We start from the raw sequence: 21,955 nt of genomic DNA, 5'->3' as shown, positions 1-21,955 counted from the left end.
CACACAGGATTTCACGTGTCCCGCGCTACTCAGGATACCTCTAAGTCCAACGAAGATTTTCGGATACACAGCTGTCATGTTCTATGGCCGGCCTTTCCAGACCGTTCTCCTAATCTTGTCTTCCTATATCGAGGTCCTACAACCCCAATTTTGCCGAAACAAAACTGGTTTGGGCTGTTCCCCGTTCGCTCGCCACTACTAAGGGAATCACTTTTGTTTTCTTCTCCTATGGGTACTTAGATGTTTCAGTTCCCCACGTTCGCTCACTGCTCTGCAGTGTGATACATCTTCAATGTACCGGGTTGCCCCATTCGGAAATCTACGGATCAATTTGTATGTGCCAATCCCCGTAGCTTATCGCAGCTTATCACGTCCTTCGTCGCCTCCGAGAGCCAAGGCATCCACCGTCTGCCCTTATCTGTTTTTGCGCCTAACGTACTTCTATTAATAGAAAGCACGCAGGTTGTATACTAACTTATTATATATGCTCTACGTTGTTTTCTCGTTTGTTTTTATCAAGTATGTCAATGATCGCTAAGAGGGCCGCTGGTGTTAACCTTGTGACTCCTCCTTGAGTCAATCATAAGTAAGTCACCTTACTCATATCGTCTTCGCTAACGTCTGTCTTCCCTTCCTCAGCTACCCTCGCTCGGGTCAGCTCTTCTTCGAGGCGGTTCGTTTCTCGTTTGCGGTTGCAAAGATAGAGCAAAAACTAAATACAAACCAAATCTTACCGCAAAATATTTCTCAAGAACACCCGTTGAGTTGTACTCATTTCCCCATAAGCAAGAGAGTTACAGGGGGCAAAAAAAATTTCATTCTCTTGGGGGGAGATGGGCGATTTCGCGGGGGAAGAACGAGAGGATTGAGCGGGGAAGAGGTCCGCTTGGCGGGGGAATGAAGGGCAAAGAGGAGTGGGGACGGCTGTGTAGTGATATGGGGACGTGGGGCAAACCAATAGTCATTCGCGGGTAAACCAATAGTGGTTTGAATGCAAACCACTACTTATTCGAGTAGCAAACGAGTAGTGCTTCGCACCCCAAACCAATAGTCGTTTGATCCCAAACAACTATTGAAGCACAGCACACACTCTGTAAGTAGGTGTAAGAGGGCAATAGGGAGGCGCAGTATTTGGCGGGGATGAAAGGCGTACGGGAAGGGGAAAGCCTCCGCATACCCCCCTACCCTACTCAATACATATAGGCAAGAGGGATATCATCCTATATTGGTCGGCGGACGAACCTATATAGGTCGGCACTTCGACCTATATAGATTGCTTTCGTGACCTATATAGCTTCACCCGCCGACCAATATAGAATCACACCACCCTACTAAAGGCAGCCTTCCCACGCCCCCTCCGAAGAGTAGAAAGCAACCAGTACTGGTCACCATTCCAACCACTACTGGTTGCTATTAGTAACCAGTACTACTTCGCCGTGTGACCAGTACTGCTCCGACCACCGACCAGTACTGCTCGATTTCACTACCTACATAATAGTAGGCGCCCCGCTGCTGGCTATACACACAGCCATGCAGCGGGGCGCTATACATTATATATAAGGAGTGGATCAGACCAAGCGGAAGGTCATTCGATGGATGGGCGACGGGCCTAAGTCAGCGATGGCACGACGGTGTGCTGGCGTCGGGTAGCCCTTGTGCCCGGCGAAGCCATAGCCTGGGTAGCGGGCGTCTTCGGCGAGCATCAGCTCATCACGGTGCGTCTTCGCGAGGATCGAAGCGGCAGCGATGCTTGCAAACGTGGCATCCCCCTTGACGATACACTCGTGGGGGATGTCGTGGTAGGGCTTGAAGCGGTTGCCGTCAATAAGGAGTAGCTCGGGGCGAAGCAGTAGGTCGTCTATTGCACGATGCATCGCAAGGAAGGAGGCCTGCAGGATATTGATCTCATCAATCTCCTCGGGGGAGACGATCCCGACACCCCACGCCAGAGCAGCTTCCTCGATGATCGGGCGGAGCGTGTCGCGCTGACGCTCGGAGAGCTGCTTGGAGTCGAAGAGTAGTGGATGGTAGAAAGTCGGGGGCAAGATCACAGCCGCAGCGACGACGGGGCCGGCTAAGCACCCACGCCCCGCCTCATCACAGCCACACTCCAGACGGCCATCTTCGCCGAAGCTCACGCGTAGGGGTGCGTGTTCCTTCACTGACTTCATAGACCTACTCATCGTAAGCGGGGGCTTAGCTCAGCATAGGGACGACGCGGTGCAGGGCGTCGAAGAAGCGGTCCACCTCCTCACGGGTGTTGTACAGCCCGAAGGAAGCGCGTGCCACCGCCTGATGTCCGTAGGATGCCAAGAGCGGTTCGGCGCAGTGATGCCCCGTGCGGATCGCGATACCCATGCGGTCGAGGAGCGTCCCGAGGTCAAAGGGATGGATCTCCCCGATGCCGAAGGAGAGAATGCCACCCTTATTGGGTGCTTCGCCGAGGATGAAGCTATCGGGGAATTCACTCTTAAGGCGAGCTGTAGCATAGTGCAGGAGGTCTTCCTCATGCGCTGCGATGGCTTCGATGCCCAGCTCCGTCACGAAGTCGAGCGCACGAGCGAAGGCGGTAGAGCCTACATAGTCGGGCGTACCGGCCTCGAACTTGAAGGGCAGGCTATTATATGTAGTCTTCTCGAAGGTCACTCGCTCAATCATCTCTCCCCCACCCATGTACGGCGGCATACGATCCAGCACCTCGGGACGTCCATAGAGCGCACCGATACCCGTCGGGCCGTAGATCTTATGCGCGCTGAAGGCATAGAAGTCCGCCCCGATCGCCTCGACGTCAGCACGCGTATGTGCGATGGCCTGCGCTCCGTCGATGAGGACGAGGGCACCTGCTTCGTGGGCCAAGCGCGTGATTTCGGCTACGGGATTGACCGTACCAAGGACGTTGCTGACGTGGGCGACGGCGACAAGGCGCGTACGTTCGCTAAGCAAGGAGCGGTAGGCATCCATATCGATCTCACCTACGGGCGTCAAGGGAATGACACGTAGATGCGCCCCGCGACGCTCGCACATCATCTGCCAAGGCACGATATTCGAGTGGTGCTCCATCGTGCTGATGACGACCTCGTCGCCAGCGGAGACGAAGGCTTCGCCAGCAGAAGATGCGACGAGATTGATGGCCTCCGTAGTGCCACGAGTGAAGATAAGACCTTCGGCTGAGGGCGCTCCGATGAAGTCCGCGACACGGCGGCGTGCGGCTTCGTGGTGCTCGGTCGCGATCTGGCTGAGGTAGTGCACGCCACGATGGACGTTGGCATTGGCCGAATAATAGGCCTCTTCGATGGCCTGAATGACGCAGCGAGGCTTCTGAGTGGTCGCAGCATTGTCGAGGTAAACGAGGGGCTTACCATAGACCTCCGCTGCGAGTATAGGGAATTGGGCTCTTATATCTTCTACAGAATACATAATCTGATTCGTTTAAGAATTCACCTGCAAAAGTACGTAATAATTAGGGCGATGGCATAGAAAAGGCCTCGCCCCCACGGCTTCAAAGAGCACGAGGGGGCGAGGGCATAAAGAATGTAGATGAGGAAGCCGGTGCTTCGGAGGAGGGATTACTTCTCCGATGTCGTGGGCTTCTTCAAGCCGAGAGAGGCGGGCTGTACGGTGAAGTCACTGGTCGAATTGTTGTCGTCGACGAACTTCTTCCCGTCCCACTTACGGATCAGAGCGAGGCCGGAGTACTTCTGCCAGTCGCTCTTCGGGAGGTTCTTTGCGCTGACCTCCGTGACGGCATTGTAGCCCTTATCGAAGGTATTCTTATAGGGATTGATCTTGTAGCGTCGCTTGGGGCAGACGGTGATGCAGTCCAGCGCCTTGGAGAAGGGGATCTCGATAGCGTAGAAGTCGGCGAAGAGGCTGTTGGTGACATTGATATAGTGACGGTAGCCGAGGCGCTCCTTGGTATCCTGATAGTTCTCGCGGAAGTCCTCAGGCGTCCAGGGGAGCTGTATGAGGGCGATACCGTTCTGCCCAGAGATCTGCTTGATACCGAAGTCCGAGTACTTCGCACCCTTCTTATCTACGCCCGTGAGGATGGGCACGAGGTCGGGGACATTGGGGTTGTTCATATGCTGGGGGTCGTAGTCACTGTGCGTCCACTCCCAGTCGGCCTTCGTCAGGTCGATGAGGGAGTCCACGCCTTTGTAGCGCTTGGGATCCTCACGCTCTTCGCCATAATCATCGGCCTGCTTATTGAGACGAACGAAATATTCCTTGGCGTGGTCGATGGCATACTTAGCGATGACGACCGTCTGCCCTGGCTGGATCGGATGCTCCTTCCCACTGCCAGGGAAGTAAGAGATCGTCTCGACACCGATATACTTACGGCGGAAGTCCTCCTTCCCTGCGAAGGTACGCTCGTCCGAAGGGTCGAGGGCGGTGGTGCTGAGTGCGAGGCCGTCGAGGTACTTGACCTCCGAGGTGGGGTTGAAGATCGTGATGTACTGGTCGTCTTCATACCACGACTTCACGGGAGGATATCCCCACTCTTCGGGGAAGCTCTTCGTGATGACGTGCCCGATGTAGAAGACCTCCTTGATGATGAGGTGGTCGACGGAGGATCGGGAGTTCGAGCGACGCTGGGGCGCTTCGTTGCGAGTACAGGCCATCAGCCCCGAGAGGAACACCACGGCCAAGGCGAAGCGATATATATAAGTGCGCATAGCTGGATATAATGCTGTGAGGAGATTAGAGGAAGCCCATCCCCATAAACTTCAATAGTCATGGGGGCAAGGTCGTGAGAGGCTATAGATAAGGCTAATGAAGCCTTAATAGCAACTTACTTCTCTGAAGGAATCGGCTACTTCGATCCGAGCGAAGCAGGCTGTACAGCAAAGTCGCTGGTCGAGTTGTTATCGTCGACTAACTTCTTACCATCCCACTTGCGAATCAGAGCCATACCGGAATACTTCTTCCAGTCGCTTGCAGGCGTCCTCTTATATGCCCCATCTGTGACTGCATTATAGCCCTTATCAAAGGTCGCTTTAGGCTCCTTGCTATAGGGGTTAAACTTATATTCTTGCTTAGGGCAGATAGTGATGCAGTCTATAGCCTTGTCAAAGGGAATTTCTATGACGTGAATACGATTGCGGTGGTGGGTAATACGAGCATTGATCGTATGTCTATAGCCACGGCGTCCCTCGGCATCTGGGTAGTTCTGGCGGAAGTCTTCAGCAGTCCAAGGGAGCTGAATCAGAGCGATACCACTCGTCTCGGTAACCTCCTTAAATCCGAAATCTACGTCATCATCCTCTTCGGCATCATACCCCGTGAAGATGGGGACGAGGTCTGGTACATTCGGGTTGTTTTTATGCTCGTCATCGGCTTGGGCATTGGTCCATTCCCAATCCACCTTCGAGAGATTCAAGAACGCTTCGATTCCCTTGTACAGGTTGTGGTCAACAGGGGGTTCTCCATTAGCGGCGAGCTCCTTATCGAGACGAGTGAAGAAGTCCTTGGCGTGGTCAATCGCATACTTAGCGATAACTACCGTTTGCCCGGGCTGGATAGGATGCTCCTTCCCACTGCCAGGGAAGTATGAGATAGTACCCACTCCGAGATACTCCCGTCTGAAGTCCTTGTTCCCTTCGAACTCAAGTAAAGTAGACGGGTCAAGTGCCGTGGAGCAGAGAGCAAGACCATCGAGATACTTGACCTCTGAGGTAGGATTATAAATCGTGATGTACGCATCATCAGCATACCAATTCTGCCTCGATGGCTGGGGATACTCTTTGGGGAAATCCTGAGTATAGGCATGCCCAATATAGAAGACCTCCTTGATAACCAAGTGGTCAAGAGTAGAGCGTGAATCGGAGCGACGCTCGGGGGCTTCGTTGCGAGCGCAGGACATCAATACCGAGAGGAACAGCATCGCAAAGGCGAAGCGATATATGTGTGTACGCATAATAGCTGAAGATTATTTAGTGAAGATATGATTAGAGGAACCAGTTGCCGAAGCCCGAGCCACCACCGATGCCGTGCGTCTGGACATTCTGCGAAGCCTCGAGAGCTTCCTCTGCTGTGAGGCCGATCTCACGGCCGAGGTAATAGTAGTAGGGGTCATTGGGGTCAATGGCCGTGGGGTCGGTGTCGAAGCTGCTGCAGAAGACCTTGATAGGGATGTTGAAGCGCAGGACATCCTTCCACTGCGAGTCTGCGCCATAGTCCTTTGGCTCGTCGGGGTTGTACCAGTCTGAGCAGATGAACTTGCTGAGGAAGACGTAGGTAGAGTGGCGTGCGAGATAAGGGTCCTTCGGGATCAGCGCCTTCTTGCCCTTCGGGCACTTCATGACGCGCACCGAGAGGTAGAACTTCGGCAGGACGAACGAGGGACGCGTATAGCGCCCACCCTTACCCGTCGTGGGGTCGGTACGGCGTGTGATCTCGAGCGGCCAGTCCTTGTGCTTGTCGTCATTCTCATCTGCATCGATATCGAAGTTGAAGTGACCCTTCAGCCCGACGCGGTCTTGGTCGTAGGGAGCGACAGCCCAGTCGGCTTCCTTACGCGTGAGAGGAGGGAGGAGGCGCTGGTTGAAGAGCTCGCGCGCACCATCGCCCATCGCATCGTGGATCCACGTGTCGCGGTAGGTGTACTCGAAGATCTTCGGCGTGGCATCAGCACGCTCCTTCCACGTAGTCTTATTCGCGAAGAAGGGCGAAGGCACAGGCGTGTGGTCGATCGTACCGCCAGGCTGCCAGGTATCGTACTCGTCGTACTTAGCCTGCCAAGTGCCGCGCGTATCGGTCACCTCATAGGGCTGACCCTTGTCATCGACATCGCTTACCGTGAAGAAGATCTGGTACTCGTCGGAGTGATCCAGGATATCATCATTCATCAGACGACCATTCTTATCGAAGAAATAGAGGCAGAGGCCCCAGCGCTTGAGGCGCCCACCGATGATGCGGATGTAGTCGGGACCCTGCTTCTTGTCGTACTGCTCGAGGTAGGTCACCGTGCTCTGACGCTGCACCTCGACGGTAGGCCAAGAGCCAGCGTTGTTGTGGATGATGACGAACTCCTCCTGCTTCCAGGGGGCATTCGGGTAGACGAAGTTCCCGTGCATCATACCGTCACCGTGGGAGTGGCCTTCCTTGAACATCACCAGACACGTCGCCCAGTCCTTGAACGCACCCTCGGGATCGGGGTTGGCAAGAGCTTCGGTGACCTTGATCTTCGTGATACTATCGACGTAGTGGTCGGCGCCACTGTGGGGGATGGTCTTCGTGTTGAGAGGGTTGTCGTCGTAGTTGGGGTGGATGTCCCCGAAGACGAACTTATCGCACGCACTGAGCGAGAAGGCGATGAGGCCAAGGACAGTGGCGCGCTTGAGGTGCTTACTGATAGAAGTATTCATAGTGAGGAGTGGGCATTACATAAGGACGACATTGCGACGATAGCGATAGAAGAAGGCTTCGGGGTCGGAGAGCATACGCCAGAGTTCTGAGCGCTGTACCGAGGGGTAGAAGCGGCGGACGTCCTCGTAGCACTTCGCCTCGCCATCCTTCGTATCGGCGATGATGCGCACGGGTAGCGGGTAGTCAATGTCGAAGCTATCCCAGCCAGGCTGGATCTGGTTAAAGTCCCAGAGGTAGCCCCCATCGGGGTTCGCGGCATTGGTGTACTTCGCGGGCTTGGCGACATCCCCCGTACGCTGCTGACCCTTGGTGAGGATATTACACAGACGCACCTGCAGGAGGAAGGAGATACCCGCCTGACGGAACTTTAAGATCCCCTTGAAGCCCAGTCGGTCGAGCGGCGCCCCAGCATCGAGGCTACGCTCCTGCTTCAGCAGACCCACTGTCTCGCCATAGCGCTGACGGGGAGCCTCCGTCTCGGGGTCGATGAAGTCATCGTTGTATGACTCGTCGAAGAGCTTACCCAGCTCCTCCTCGATGGGGTCGGTATCGCGGTAGGTATAGGTGAAGATCTCGGGGACGAGCTGATTGAGGCGCTGGTTGTCGATGCTGCGCACGAGGCGGTACATCGTACCATTGGAGGCACGGAAGGGCTGGAGGGCATCGGGGCGACCCGTCACCTCGATAGAGCGCCACGCGAGTTCGTTGTCGAAAGGCACAGCATTGCGCCCCAGCTCGAAGCCATCGGGCACGTAGATATTCGATGCGGAGAACTTCGTCGCAGGCTCTGCCTTGCCCCCACGCTCCATGAAGGTATAGCGGTCGATGTAGTGCGGTACATCGGCCAGCGTGCGGGGGTAAGCGAGCTGGAGCGTCTTAGCCTCATCCTTCGAGCCCTTGCTGAGGGTAAAGTGCCCGACACCGAAGAAGTGCTGGTGCATCATCAGCGTGGAGTTGTCCTCGTCAGGCTCGCTGTAGCCGTCCTTCCCCTTGACATAGGGGAAGTTCGTGAACTGGTGATTGATGAGCATCCCGTTCTGATCGTAGTACTTCAGCTCGAGGCCGTAGACGATCTTGTCCGAGGCGACGACATCGAAGTGATCACGCTCCGTCGTCACGGTCATCTGTCCGTTGTCATCCTTGGCGATATCGATCTCCTGGACGATGGGGATGACGGTCTCTTCGCCTGCGATATGATAGGTGTTGTAGACATCGACCATCTCGTCGGCATTCGCACCGACACCGATCTGGCCCGCCTTATAGCCCATGCGCAGGATCGCATGCACGGCATAGATCTGGTCGTGGCCCTTGACGTCACGCTCGATCTCGGAGGGCGGGGCCTGGATGATCTTCTTGAAGAAGGCGTCTACACGCTCATTGGAGCAGCTCCCGAGGAGGCAAGCTACACCGAGAGCGGGGAGGAGGTAGTGAGATATGATGGATTTCATAGTCGCAGTCATTAGAACTTATAGAGCACACGCAGCGAGAAGTTTGCGCCACGGGCGTGAGCGTAGTAGCGGAAGCGGTCGGTGTACTCCTTGTAGAGGGCGTTGAGGATATTATCCCCGACGAGCATCAGGCGCAGGGAGTGGTCGTGGGGAAGGCGCACGCCTACCTCAGCCGTACCATTGAGCAGGAAGTAAGGATCGGGCGAGTCGCTGACGAGGTCCTTGTCTGGGTCGAAGCGACGCTGCTTCGTCACATAGATGCTGGAGAGCGAGACGGACGCGTGGTACTTCTTATCCCGTGTGAGGTCGAAGTCATACGTCCCCGAGAGGCCGTAGCGGTCGGAGGGCATGAAGGGCAGCCAGTCCTGACGCGTGATATTGCGAGCGAACATCCATTCGCCCTTCCCTACGACAGCGAGCCCAGGCAGTGGGTGCACCGTAGCCTCGATATCGCCCCCATAGAGGTTGACGTCGTCTTGGTCGTAGATGAACTTCGGGTACTTCCCGCTGGGGTGGTTGTGGAAGCGGTCCTTCCCTGCGCCGATATGGTCGTAGATATAGCTACTGATGCGCTGGTAGAAGGCGCTGGGCTCGATAGAGATCCAGCTATTGCGGTAGCGTGCCCCGATGACGGACTTATAGCCACGCTCGCTGGCGAGGTTACGATTCCCCTCGACCCAATAGGAGCCGTCTTGCAGCCCGATAGCGTAGAGCTCGTTGATATCGGGTGGGCGCCACGACCAGCCGATATTCGCACGCACATCCCAGTTCTGATTGATATCATAGTGAGCGGCGAGGCTCGTGGTGAAGTTGCTATACAGCTTGAAGTCGTCGTAGTAGGTATAGTTACTCAGGCTGGTGTAGCCACTGACCGACATCACGCGGAAGTCATAGCGCATACCGAGTGCAGCCTGGAGCTTGCCCAGCTCAGCCTTGTGGAGGAAGTAGCCCCCCATCGAGAGTGCAGCGAAGTTCGGCACGAAGGCAGGCTGCTTCGTCCCAGGGTAGTTGTAGTTCGTCTGGTAGGTATTCGACGTACCGACATCGGTAGTCATCCCCCAGCGATTCCACTTGGCGTGCCAGAGGACATCCGCCTTGAAGGTCTTGAGAATGAGGTCCTGCATAGGGATCCAGCTCCAGTCGGCCTTCTTACGATTCTCGAACTCCTGTCGGAGGTTCTCTTGGAACGAGGCCGTGAAGTCAATGCGGTGGTTATCGCTCAGATTCCACTTCACCTCACCCTTGAGCGTGAAGTGCTGCGACTGTTGGAAGGGTGGCTTGATATCGTAGGAGAAGGGGCGGAAGGTCGATGAGTCAGGGCGCCCATACTCGAAGCGCTTGACGAGCTGATCAAGGTCGGAGATCTTGCTGGCGTAATAGATACCGCTACGCTGGTAGTAGAGGCTGGAGTAGACGGTCGCCGTCACGCGTGAGGCGTGGTAGCCGAGCGCTCCCGAGAGGCTGATGGTATTGTAGCCCGTGTTGTTGAGGATATAGTCGGCGGTGCTGTAGTCGCCCCCCTTAGTGTACATCCCGTGCAGGCGAAGCCCCCACTTGCGGTAGCCCGCTTCGAGGCTTGCCGAACCGCTGACACCTCGTGCATTGGTGTCGTAGCCGACGTTCGCCTTGCCGTGGACCTCGATCTTCTCCTTGCCAAAGGGTAGCGGCGCGTCATTCAGAAGGACGACCCCCCCCATAGCACCGAAGCCGTAGCGGATACACTCGGCACCCTTGACGACCTCTACCATACTCGAGCCCGTATAGTCCAGCTCGGGAGCATGGTCGGCGCCCCAGCTCTGGCTCTCCAGACGGACACCATTATTCATAAGCAGGATACGGCTACTGTGCATCCCCTGGATCACGGGCTTAGCGATAGTGCTACCCGAGCTAATCGAGCTGACACCAGGGACGGTCTCCAGAAGCTTGGCAAGCGAAGTAGCCCCTCCTCGCTCGATGGTCTTACGGTCGATGGTCGCCGTCTGCTGGAGGTTAGAGGTATGACGCTTCTGCGCCGTGACCTCGACCTTCGAGATGACCTGCGCATCCTCCTGCATCTGCAGGGTGATGCTGCGCGAGGCGGGGACAGCGACCGTACGCGAGAGGCGCTGATAGCCTACACAAGAGATCTCGACATGGATACTCGTGGGAGCGGAGCGGAAGCGCAGGGTGGCATGCCCCGCCTTGTCCGTCATCGTAGGGCTCACCGCCGTAGCACAGCGGATGACCGCCCCGATGATGGGCTGGCGTGTGGCTTGGTCAAGGATGGTGATCGTGAGTTGCTCCCGCGCACTTTGCTCTGCGGGGGCGAGCTCCTCGGTAGTAGTAGCCCCGAGGGGATGGGGCGCGAGGGCAAGGGCGGAGGTGAGTACGAGACCGAAGAGGCCAAGGCGTACCGAGCCCATAGTGTAGTGTTTACAGTTTGCTTTCCACATAGTCGTGGGGAGGGCGGAGTGGTGTGTGATCACTCCTATCTTAGGAGGGTTGGATAATAGGAAGGAGGTCGGTGAGGAGGGGCTCGTCAAGGTCGTGAGGCCGCTTCATGGCGCGGGCATATGGCTCGCTCACCTATGAGATGGTAGTCAGAGATATGGCTGTGGCTTACAGCTCTTATCAGGAGGTAGAGGTTTGATTCATTCGCTATCGGCTGAGTTAGAGATCGAATGTATACTATAGGCATTGCAAAATTAATGTGTACTATCGGCATTGCAAAATTAGAGCAAACAGTAACCCATTATCCTACCATCTTGTTGGTATTTATTGCCCACCTCTACCTACCTATATGGATCCTTTTCTGGCAAAGTGCCTTGTATAACGCCCCATATACAGCCCTTATCCGCTGCAAAATCGGGCATTATGACGCGTGAAGGGGAGAAGTGTAGCCCCCACAGAGCGACTGCTTCAATAGGCACTCTTGGCTTGATCGTATGCGGGAGCGTGATGCGAGCAATATAAGAGGAGACTACTGCCGAGAGTCCTGTCCTCTATTTCGAGTGCTAAGGTATCGCACACCCAGCTCCCCGATACCCCTTTCCGAAGAGATACACAAGCCCTTCGCCTTATCGCGCGTATTTCTCTTATCCTGCGGAGGGAAAAGCATCGTTCTCGTGAAGGAAAAAGCGCCTTCACGTAGTGGTTTTTCTGCATCTATGTACGTAGTCTTAAAGACCAGGCACGTCAATCCAAATATCCGCGTACGTAGATATTAGAGCCACGTACGTAGTCTAAACTTATCTGCCACTCGTCCACAACTTTTATCCCTGCGTGGAGCAACAACCTAATATGGTGAGCCTTCCAAAGCAATAGTGGTATGAAGTGCAAACGAGTAGTGGATGACACCCCGTACCACTATTCATTCGATGTACAAACGAATAGTGGATTGAGCACGGAGCAATAGTCGGACGCGTGCAGAACAGTAGTTGTTTGAAGGCCCGACTGCTTGAGCTTCACCCCTGCCCCTCCTGATGATATGCTCTCGATATCCCCCTGGCTCTTTGAAAGGGCGCACGAAGCACCTTCGCCACAGAGCACGGGAATTGCCGTACCTTTGTAGTATGCAGAAGCAAGATCTCATAGCGCCCCTACAGGAGCGCATCCGCCGAAGTGGGCTCACCGAGCCCCGCATCGCCGCCCTCGTCTCAGGGGGGGTCGATAGCTCCGTCGTCGTCCACCTCCTCACCGAGGCGGGCTACCGCCCTACCCTCTTCTACATCCAGATCGGTATGGAGGAGAAGGGCTTCACGGACTGCTCGTGGGAGGATGATCTGGAGATCGTGCGCCATCTGGCACACCGCTATGACTGCCCTCTTGAGGTCGTCTCGCTACACGACGAGTATTGGGCGAACGTCGTCCAGTACACCATTGACACCGTGCGCCGTGGTCTCACCCCCAACCCCGACATGATGTGCAATAAGCTCATCAAGTTCGGCTGCTTCGAGGAGAAGTGGGGCAAGGACTTCGACTTCATCGCTACGGGGCACTACGCCACGACGACCTTCATCGGTGATCAGCTCTATCTGGCTACGGCTCCCGACCCCGTGAAGGACCAGACGGACTTCCTTGCGCAGATCAACTTCCGCCAGGTCTCCAAGCTCCTCTTCCCCACCGGTCACCTCCTCAAGAGCGAGGTACGCCGTATCGCCGAAGAGGCGCATCTGCTGAGCGCTAACCGCAAGGATAGTCAGGGTATCTGCTTCCTCGGGAAGGTGAACTACAACGAGTTCATCGAGCGCGCCCTCGGACAGAAGGAAGGGCTCATCATCGAGCGTGAGACAGGGAAGATCCTCGGCAAGCACAAGGGCTACTGGTTCCACACCATCGGTCAGCGCAAGGGTCTCGGGCTGAGTGGTGGCCCCTGGTTCGTCGTGAAGAAGAACATCCGTCGCAATATCATCCTGGTCAGTCAGGGCTATGACCCCGCCGACCAGTACGGCGAGCACATCGGTATGGAGACCTGCGACTTCATCAGCCACGACCCTTGGCAGTACGCCGCCGAGGTGCGCGGGCTGGATGCTCCCCTCTCCCGTGAGGAGTCGGTGGAGATTACCTTCAAGGTGCGCCATACTCCCGACTTCACACGCGGGCGACTCACCTACGATCCCGCCTCGGGCTACCTCATCGAGAGCGAAGAGCCTATCCAAGGCATTGCCCCAGGCCAATATGCCGTACTCTACGACACCGAGCACCGCATCTGCTTCGGTAGCGGTATGATCACTCGCGGCTTCTAAGCGCCTTTTACGGCGAAGTCCACACGAAAGAAAAGCGGTACGGCCGCCTCGAGCGTGATGCTCAAGGCGGCCGTACCGCTTTTAGCTTAGGCAAGACGCGGGGGAGGCCCCCGCATCCGCTTAGAAGGTGAACTGCAGACCGCCCTGCAGGAGCATAGGCTGCGACGTATAGCCGTACCAGCGCGTAGCCCCAGCGAGGATAGGTGCACGAAGCTCTGCCGTCAGGCTCAGACGCTTCGTCAGCGAGTAGACTGCATCGGCATGGAGCAGATGGAGCTGACGCAGACGCGTGATAGAGCCGTCGAGGTCATAGCTCTTCAGTGCCGTGGCGAACTCATAGCCACCACGGATGCTGAGGTTGGGCACCATATTCAGCTCCACGAGAGCTGAGGCCGTGAAGGTAGGACGCGAGAGGATCGTAGCCGTCGTCGTATAGTGGGCATAGACCCCACGCAGAGCTGCCGAGAAGAGACCGCGGTGGTTGTAGGCCAGCTGCACCCCGACGTTCTGCTCCTTATAGTCCACATAAGAGGGACGGAAGCGCACGGGCATGAAGTAGGCCGTCGAAGCCGCAGCACCCGAAGGCAGCGCCAGCGATGCGGGGAAGTAATCCACAGCACCCTTATGGTCAGCATAGCGGACGAAGGCTTCGAGCGAGAAGGCACTTGCGATCGTCGTAGAAGCCGTCAGCTTAGCATCGTAGACACGCTCATAGCGTCCAGCGAACGCCTCGGCATCGATGAAGGGCGACTCGAGGGGCTGAGCACGGAGGCTGTGACGCACGAGAGAGGCATCCGTCTCTAGTCGCAGGCCAAAGGCCGAGCCCAGACGCAGGCGAGCGTCGATCTTCGGGAAGAGGACGAAGTGGGCGTTGTAGTGGTCATTCCCCGTGAGAATACGCAGACCTCCGAGAGCACGCCAAGAGAGCTGGTCATTAGCATCTTCGGCCAGAATATAGGGCGCACCCGTGAGGATCATACGCGAGCTGGCCGTGCGGCTCTGAGGGAAGCCATAGAGGATAGGCTCCGTGCTGGTCAGACGGCCCAGCGACCACGATCCCAGCGCACCGACACGCGCCATGCTGCTGATGCGGTAGGAAAGGTTCGCACGAAGCTCGGGGAGGAACTCCTTGAACTTATTGAGCACCACGCCTGGAGCTTCCTCGGCGACATTAGCTGCCGTGTAGTCAAAGCCAGCGGAGAAGTCATACAGCCAGTCTTCGGTGAAGTCCTCTTCGGTAGCGTAGCGAGCCGAGAGCGAGACCTCCGTGGCACGACGACGCAGGTCGGGCACCGTAGCAGACTGCGCCACCCCACCACCAGCTGGAGGAGCGACGAGCGAGAGGCCGTAGTAGTTGTAGCCGTGCTGACCGAAGTCCAGACCGAGTGACAGCGCAGCGTCCTCGAACTGATGGCCGTAGTTCGCACCGAGGCGCCAAGCCTTCTCCCAGCCCTTGACTCTCTGACCAAGCTCGGTCTGGATGCTGGGGTTGGCGAAGTTGTAGCGCCCATAAACATCGAGGCGGTCGGTCTTCGTCGAGAGGATGCTCAGGCCCGCACCCGCCTTGAAGCTGATGGGGATACCAGCAGAGGCGAAGGCATAGCCACGCTGCTTCGAGCGCTCAAAGCCCCCACGGGGAGCCGTCAGAGCACCTAAGGGTGAGACGCTGGGGCGCAGCGTGAAGGGGATGGGCGTATCCAGATAGGAGTGACGCACAGGGCTGAGGTTGGGAGCCGGCACCGTATAGGAGAGGTCACGGGGCTGACGCGTGGAGAGAGAGACCTCCTCCTCGGTCATCACAGTAAGCTCACGACGCAGGGTATCGGCACGCTTCGTCTTAGCCTCCTGAGCAGAGAGTACAGAGCTCGAGAGGAGCGCGATAGCAGCTATAGGGATGATTGCAAGCTTCTTCATTTCTTATTCTGGTAGGAGGTGAGACGTTCGTTGATCATCTGAGCGATATCATCGTCAGTACCCTTGTAGTTGTCACGCAGGCTCTCGAGATACTGCTGGGCGACATAGGTCTCACCCTGCTTGTGGTAGCAGTCGGCGAGGAGCAGGAAGGCACGTGCCAGCCAGTACTGCTGTGGCGTACCCTTGGCGATGAAGGCATCGAGCTGCTTCTTCGTCTCCTTCACCTTGCCAGCGCGGAAGAGAAGCGTGGAGTGGCGGATATAGCCTTCAGCACCATAGGCGGTATCAAAGTTCTTGAGCAGGGGCTCATAGGTCTTCATAGCCTTGCCGGTAGCACCCATAGCTTCTTCGCTCTTACCCTGGATGAGGAGGAGCTCAGCCTGAGTAGCTGCGGGGAGGTCGCTACGCTTCAGGAGGCTCTCGGTCGTAGAGATCGAGCGCTTGTAGTCCTTCGCTTCGTAGGCTGCACGAGAGAGAGCAAGCCCATAGCGCAGATGCTGGGGAGCTTCCAGCCCTTCGATAGCGTAGAGGCTGGACCAAGCATCGAGAGCCTCACGCTTCTTACCACCATCGTTATAGATCTTCGTCAGAGCTTCGAGGGCGGGGATACGCAGGTCGAGGGAGCGTGCGGGAGCAGAGAGCTTCTTGTAGAGCGCCTCGGCTTCGTCGCTGCGGCCCTGCTGGGCGTAGTGACCAGCCAGGAGGAGCTCAGCACGACCGGCCTCACGGCTGGCGGGATAGGAGCGGACGAAGGACTCGAGGTCTGCGATAGAAGCATTCTTATCCTTCTTGTAGCGGCTCTCAAGAGAGAGGTACTGCAGGTGCGCCTTCTCGCTCTCTGAGGGTGTCAGCTGCTTGCCGAGGGTAGAGGCATAGGCCGTGTACTCATCGACGCGGTCCAGACTGACGTAGATATTCTTGAGGTCAGAGAGTGCGGAGCGAGCTTCTTCACTCTCAGGGTAGCGGGCGATGAGGTCCTTGTAGGCCTTGATAGCCTCCTCGGTACGCCCGTTATTGTAGGCCAGCATAGCACGCTCCATAGCACCGAGGCGCGCATACTGGGTATCGGGATAGTCCTTGACGAGCTGGTTGAAGACAGCGGTCGCCTCTTCGGGACGCGCCTTGCTCAGCACCAGCGCACGACCCTTGTCATAGAGGACCTCAGGCAGGTGCGTGGACTCGGGGTGCGTCTTGATGATGCGGTCGAGCGTCTCGATCTGCTTCTGATACTGCCCCCAGCGGCCGTAGATCGTAGCGATACGATAGAGAGCTTCGTCATTCCCTGTGGGCATACCTTCGTCGGCACGACGGTAGAGAGCCAGAGCCTCTGCGCTCTTCTTCTGGATGAGCTGGCAGTCGCCCATGCGGGAGAGGGCATCGGCACGACGCAGAGCATCATCGCCAGAGCTTGACTGCGTGAAGGCTTCGAAGGAGCGGTAAGCCGAGGCGTACTGCTTCTGATTGTAGCGAGCGTAGCCCTGGATATAATGTGCCAGCGCAGGAGCTGCACCCGTAGCGATACTCTTCGATGCAGCAGACTCAGCAGCAGCATACTCGCCACGCTCCAGAGCACTCGAAGCAGCGAGGAGATGTGCCTGAGCCGTGTACTCGTTCTTCGTGCCGAGTGTGACGGCGCGATTCAGGTAATCATTAGCACGGGCATAGTCACGAGAAGCCAAAGCACCTTCACCGAGGCGAAGCAGGACGTACTGCTTGGCTTCGCTCAGCTCAGCACTCTTGACCTGCAGACGATCCAGCGTAGCGAGCGACTCAGCGTAGTCCTTATTCGTCAGGAAGATACTCTTCATGAGCTGGAGGATCTGAGGGCGGTAGCTGGAGTTGGGGAACTCGGTGACGAAGGTCTCAGCCATGCGAACGGTCTGACCGAAGTTCGAGCGCTGCGTCTCGTCCTGCAGGAGGATCCCATTGTACAGCGCGTACTCGCGTACTCGCTCGGTAGCCCCAGGGTGCTGGCCTGCACGGCTGAACGCCAGAGCAGCTTCGCTCGTGCGCTGAAGCTTGAGGCGGGCATTACCAAGGAGGAAGAGCCCCTGTGCACCGATAGCAGAGCTGCTCTCAGAGGCAGTACTCAGCGGACGAAGCGCTTCTTCGTAGCGTCCCTTAGCATAGAGTGAAGTACCGAGGGCATAGCTCTCCTCTGCCGTGGGCTTATAGTCCTCGAGCTCCTGTAGGGGCTGGAGAGTGCGGATAGCCTGATCATAATTGCCATCAGCATAGTAGGACTGCCCGATGACCGACTGGAAGGAAGCACGCGAAGCCATCTCGGGATAGCGACGCTGGAGGTCACTCGCACGACGCTGAGCCGTCTTAGCATCCTCCGTAGCAAAGGAGAGCAGAGCAAGCTGATAGGCAGCCTCGGGAGCGAGGTCGCTGGAGTAATCATTGCGCGAGAAGATCGCACGAGCCTCCTGAATATCCCCACGTGCCCAAGCCACAGAGCCGAGGTAGATGAGAGCCTGCTCCCCGATGATAGAGGAGTCTTCACTCGCAGAGAGGAGGAGGCGCTGAGCTTCATCCAGGTCAGCTGCACTTCTCTGGTCGGCCAGGATCGTGTAGGCGAGAGCTAAGTCGTACTGAGCAGCCTCACGAGGAGAGAGTGCCGAGCGCTTGACCTGCTCGAGCTGCGTACGGGCAAGAGGGAGGAGCCCCTGATCGACATACACCAGAGTGAGCAAGAGCTCTGCTGAGGGACGATCAAGGGAGCCTGGATGCTCCTTGAGGAAGCGTGTGAGGACAGCGTCGGGAGACGTCTCCTCGGTCATCAGACGAGCTACCGCCTCACGATAGGGCTGGTGCTCGGTAAGTAATGGTAAAGCACGCAGGCGAGGCAGGTCGTGCCGGAAGCCTACATAATTGCGGCTCACAAAGTCCTGCTGCAGCTGAGTCAGGATAGTCCGATCAGGACGCACCTCCAGGACCTGGCTTGCAAGCGGGCTTAGAGCAAGAGAAGCACACCCCAGAGAGAGGATGAGTCGCTTGATCGTCTTCTTCGTAGTCATATAATTTGTATTAATTGGAGCTCCCAGAAGCAATGGGGCTGGGAGAGATGTATATCAAAGTTCGAGGATCATCCCTTCGTCCGCTGCTACGGTCTCGGGGAAGACGGCCTGAGCCTCCTCTAAGAGAGGCTGGATATCTATATAGCGGGCCGAATAGTGGCCGATGACAAGGCGCTCGACACCCGCAGCCTGTGCTATACGCGCAGCCTGCTCAGCCGTACTATGCGCCGTCTCCTTAGCTCGCGCCAAGCGGTCGCTGAGGAACGTCGCCTCGTGATAAAGGAGGCTCACATCCCGAAGGAGTGGCACCAGCGAGGGCAGGTAAGCCGTATCCGAGCAGTAGGCATAGCTCCGTGGAGTCTTACCCTGACGCGTCAGTCGCTCACAGGGGATGACCTTCCCCTCCTCGGTGGTGAAGTCCGCTCCCTCACGTAGCGCTGTATAATAAGAACGAGGAACGCCGTAGAAATCACACGAAGCGCGATCAATATGGCGCTCCGTGACCTTCTCGCGGAAGAGGTAGCCCGTGCAGGGCGTGCGGTGCTCCAGCGGGAGCGTCGTCACCGTCACCGACCGATCCTCATAGCAAACACTACTCGTGCGGTCATCCACTACATGCACCTCGATGTCGTAACCCAGATAGGAGCGACTCTCCTCGATGAAGGGGGCTAAGAACTTATCGATCCCTCGAGGACCATATACGGGGAGTGCCCTGCGACGGCCGAGCATCCCCATCGTAGAGAGGAGCCCGTAGAGCCCGTAGCAATGGTCGCCATGCAGATGGGAGATGAAGACGCCGACGATACGCCCGAAGTCCAGGCGCTGACGGCGTAGCTGACGCTGCGCACCCTCCCCACAGTCCACGACGAAGAGCTTATCACGAAGCTCCACGACCTGAGCCGTAGGGTAGTGCTGCATCGTCGGCAGAGCTGAGCCACAGCCTAAGATATGGACGCGGAAGTCCCCCATACGCTCTACTTACTTGCCGAAGAAGGCTCGGTAGATATCATTGCCGTTCGCATAGACCATCAGCAGGACGAGTAGCACGAGACCAATAGTCTGGATCGTGGTCATCGCCTTATCGCTAAGAGGCTTGCGACGGATCATCTCGATGATGATGAAGAGGATGTGCCCCCCATCAAGTGCGGGGATAGGCAGGATATTCATCACCGCAAGGATGATAGAGAGGAAGGCCGTGATAGACCAGAAGCTCTGCCAGTCGAAGGTCGTGGGGAAGAGCTTACCCATCGTACCGAGGCCGCCCATCTGCTTAGCGCCCTCCTTGGTGAACATATATTTCAGCCCACGAACATAGCCCGAGATCGTCTGACCTGCGCGGTCGATACCTGCAGGGATAGCCGTGAAGACATTGTACTGGACGTGCTCGATAGGATAGAGCTCTTCGATGCCCTTGAGGACGACACCGATATGCCCTGCCGTGTCTACGGGGAGCATGGTCTGCAGAGCCGTACCCGAGCGCTCGACGGTAAGCACGACGTCCTTACCCTTCTTCTTGTCCAGAGCCGTGATGACCTCCGTGACATCGGTGCAGGTGACGGAGTCGACTGCTACGACACGGTCTCCAGAGACCAGATGCCCCTGCGCACGGCTACCTTCGGAGACTGCATCTACGACGAAGGGCATACGCAGAGAGCCAAAGCCCTCTTCAGCACGGAGGAGGCGCTGCATCATATCCTCGGGCAGGCGGATCGTCTCCACGGCACCGCCACGACGCACCACGACTTCGTGAGCATTGATGAGCGACGACATGAAGCGTGAGTCAAGCACATTGGGAGACTGCTTGCCGTCGACGCTGAGGATCACATCCCCGTCGACAAAGCCAACCTCCTCAGCGGGCGTGGAGAAGTTCATCCCCGCAGAGACCTGATCGCTATGAAGGACCTTCGTCCCCCAAGTGAGGGTGATACCAGTATATATGATGAAGGCGAGGATGACATTGAAGATCACCCCACCGGCCATGATCATCAGGCGAGCGAAAGGCTTCTTGCTGCGGAACTCATCGGGCTTAGGCGCACTGGCCATCGCCTCGGTATCCAGCGACTCATCGATCATACCAGCGATCTGGCAGTAGCCACCGAGAGGGAGCCAGCCAAGGCCGTAGACCGTACCGCTACGCTTACTCTTCCACTTGAAGATAGAGAACCAGGGGTTAAAGAAGAGATAGAACTTCTCTACACGCGCTCCGAAGAAACGGGCCATCGAGTAGTGCCCCAGCTCGTGGATGAAGACGAGGATGGAGAGCGAGAGGAGGAGTTGAAGTACACGAATTGCTATATCCATTGGATTACTATTATCTGATATGATTGAGGCGCTCACGAGACTCAGCACGCACTGCGACATCGAGCTCTGAGAGCAGCTGGAGGTCGTAGCTCCGCTCGGGGCGGTGCGCCTCCAGGGCCTGGGCGATGAGCGCGCTCATAGCACGGAAGCCCAGCTTGCCAGCGAGGAAGGCTTCGACAGCGATCTCATTGGCGGCATTGAGCACACATGGAGCGGTACCACCAAGCTCCAGCGCTCGATAGGCCAGCGCGAGGTTGGGGAAGAGCTCCATATTTGGGCGCTCAAAGGTAAAGGTGTGCTCGAGGAAGTTGAGGCGGGGATAGTCATTGCTCACACGCTCCGTAAGGCCGAGCGCATAGCTAATGGGCAGGCGCATATCGGGCTGACCCAGCTGTGCCTTGATCGAGCCATCGGCGAACTCCACCATCGAGTGGATGATGCTCTGCGGATGCACAAGTACCTCGATCGATTCGGCAGGCGTATCAAAGAGCCATCGGGCCTCGATCATCTCCAGCCCCTTATTCATCAGCGAGGCGGAGTCAATGGTGACCTTAGCCCCCATACTCCAGTTGGGGTGACGCAGAGCAGCCTCGACCGTCACGGCCTCAAGCTCCTCTACTCGCTTATAGCTACGGAAGGGACCTCCCGATGCCGTAAGCAGGATGCGCTCCAGCGGATTGCCTTCCTCCCCGACGAGGCACTGATAGATAGCCGAGTGCTCAGAGTCGACAGGCAGGATACGCGCTCCATGACGCGTAGCGAGCGATATGATGAGCTCGCCTGCTACGACGAGCGTCTCCTTATTTGATAGGGCGATAGTCTTCCCTGCTGTGATAGCTGCAAGTGTGGGTACTAAGCCAGAGAAGCCGACCATCGCCGTGAGGACGATATCTACATCAGGTCGGACGACCACCTCCGCGATAGCTTCACTCCCTGCCATAACCTCGATAGAGGTATGCGATAGGGCTTGTCGGACCTCGGGATAATAGGCTTCGTCGGAGATCACGACCACAGCGGGACTGAACTCCAAGGCCTGAGCTATCAAGAGCTCTGTCGATCGGCGTGCCACCAGCACCGTCACCTCGAAGGCTTCACGATGACTACGGACGACCTCCAGGGCCTGCGTCCCGATAGAGCCCGTAGAGCCGAGGACGGCGATCCTTTTCTTCTGTATCATTAC

13 protein-coding genes and 1 rRNA gene are annotated in these 21,955 nt (G+C 57.1%); 1 reads left to right on the top strand and 13 read right to left on the bottom strand.

The features are described 5' to 3' along the window. From KO088_RS07295 to KO088_RS07260, 8 genes are all read right to left on the bottom strand, one after another. Nucleotides 1-428, bottom strand: a 23S ribosomal RNA gene (locus KO088_RS07295); the annotation flags it as partial. Between the two features lie 1,140 nt (nt 429-1,568). Next, on the bottom strand, nt 1,569-2,171 hold the full coding sequence (gene rnhB, locus KO088_RS07290) for a ribonuclease HII (protein WP_215494183.1): 603 nt from the start codon (nt 2,169-2,171) through the stop codon (nt 1,569-1,571). Between the two features lie 25 nt (nt 2,172-2,196). Beyond that, on the bottom strand, nt 2,197-3,417 hold the full coding sequence (locus KO088_RS07285) for an aminotransferase class V-fold PLP-dependent enzyme (protein ID WP_215494182.1): 1,221 nt from the start codon (nt 3,415-3,417) through the stop codon (nt 2,197-2,199). A gap of 149 nt (nt 3,418-3,566) precedes the next feature. After that, the gene (locus KO088_RS07280; RefSeq protein ID WP_215494181.1) at nt 3,567-4,676 is read right to left on the bottom strand and encodes a DUF4876 domain-containing protein; all 1,110 of its coding nucleotides are present in this window, start codon (nt 4,674-4,676) and stop codon (nt 3,567-3,569) included. A 137-nt stretch (nt 4,677-4,813) separates the two neighbouring features. Beyond that, a complete protein-coding gene (locus KO088_RS07275) occupies nt 4,814-5,917 on the bottom strand; it encodes a DUF4876 domain-containing protein (protein ID WP_215494180.1) in 1,104 nt (367 codons plus the stop codon). Nucleotides 5,918-5,948: 31 nt separating this feature from the next. Next, nucleotides 5,949-7,367, bottom strand: coding sequence for a hypothetical protein (locus tag KO088_RS07270; protein WP_251419877.1), 1,419 nt, complete (start codon nt 7,365-7,367; stop codon nt 5,949-5,951). Between the two features lie 15 nt (nt 7,368-7,382). Further along, on the bottom strand, nt 7,383-8,816 hold the full coding sequence (locus KO088_RS07265; RefSeq protein ID WP_215494179.1) for a hypothetical protein: 1,434 nt from the start codon (nt 8,814-8,816) through the stop codon (nt 7,383-7,385). Nucleotides 8,817-8,827: 11 nt separating this feature from the next. Then, nucleotides 8,828-11,248: a TonB-dependent receptor gene (locus KO088_RS07260; protein ID WP_251419876.1), complete on the bottom strand. Its 2,421-nt coding sequence runs from the start codon at nt 11,246-11,248 to the stop codon at nt 8,828-8,830. Between the two features lie 1,119 nt (nt 11,249-12,367). Here KO088_RS07260 and mnmA point away from each other — a divergent pair. Then, entirely contained in the window at nt 12,368-13,540 is a 1,173-nt protein-coding gene (mnmA, locus tag KO088_RS07255; protein WP_251419874.1) for a tRNA 2-thiouridine(34) synthase MnmA, read from the top strand. 120 nt (nt 13,541-13,660) lie between these two features. Here the strand turns inward: mnmA and KO088_RS07250 are convergent, their stop codons facing one another. The 5 genes from KO088_RS07250 to KO088_RS07230 are packed head-to-tail and all read right to left on the bottom strand — an operon-like array spanning nt 13,661 to nt 21,952. Then, nucleotides 13,661-15,454 carry a hypothetical protein gene (locus KO088_RS07250; protein WP_215494178.1) on the bottom strand — a complete coding sequence of 598 codons (1,794 nt, stop codon included), beginning with the start codon at nt 15,452-15,454 and terminating at the stop codon, nt 13,661-13,663. Then, complete coding sequence (locus KO088_RS07245) at nt 15,451-18,474, bottom strand: tetratricopeptide repeat protein (protein ID WP_215494177.1); 3,024 nt, start codon at nt 18,472-18,474, stop codon at nt 15,451-15,453. The genes KO088_RS07250 and KO088_RS07245 overlap by 4 nt, the downstream gene beginning before the upstream one ends. Before the next feature lie 54 nt (nt 18,475-18,528). Beyond that, complete coding sequence (locus KO088_RS07240) at nt 18,529-19,443, bottom strand: ribonuclease Z (protein WP_215494176.1); 915 nt, start codon at nt 19,441-19,443, stop codon at nt 18,529-18,531. A 9-nt stretch (nt 19,444-19,452) separates the two neighbouring features. Then, complete coding sequence (gene rseP, locus KO088_RS07235; protein WP_215494175.1) at nt 19,453-20,775, bottom strand: RIP metalloprotease RseP; 1,323 nt, start codon at nt 20,773-20,775, stop codon at nt 19,453-19,455. A 10-nt stretch (nt 20,776-20,785) separates the two neighbouring features. After that, nucleotides 20,786-21,952, bottom strand: coding sequence for a 1-deoxy-D-xylulose-5-phosphate reductoisomerase (locus KO088_RS07230; RefSeq protein ID WP_215494174.1), 1,167 nt, complete (start codon nt 21,950-21,952; stop codon nt 20,786-20,788). Nucleotides 21,953-21,955: the final 3 nt, after the last annotated feature.

It is taken from the genome of Porphyromonas bobii (assembly GCF_943169685.1).
Lineage (GTDB): Bacteria > Bacteroidota > Bacteroidia > Bacteroidales > Porphyromonadaceae > Porphyromonas > Porphyromonas pasteri.
Note: the sequence above shows the minus strand (reverse complement) of the source record. Positions and strands in the feature narration are given on the sequence as shown.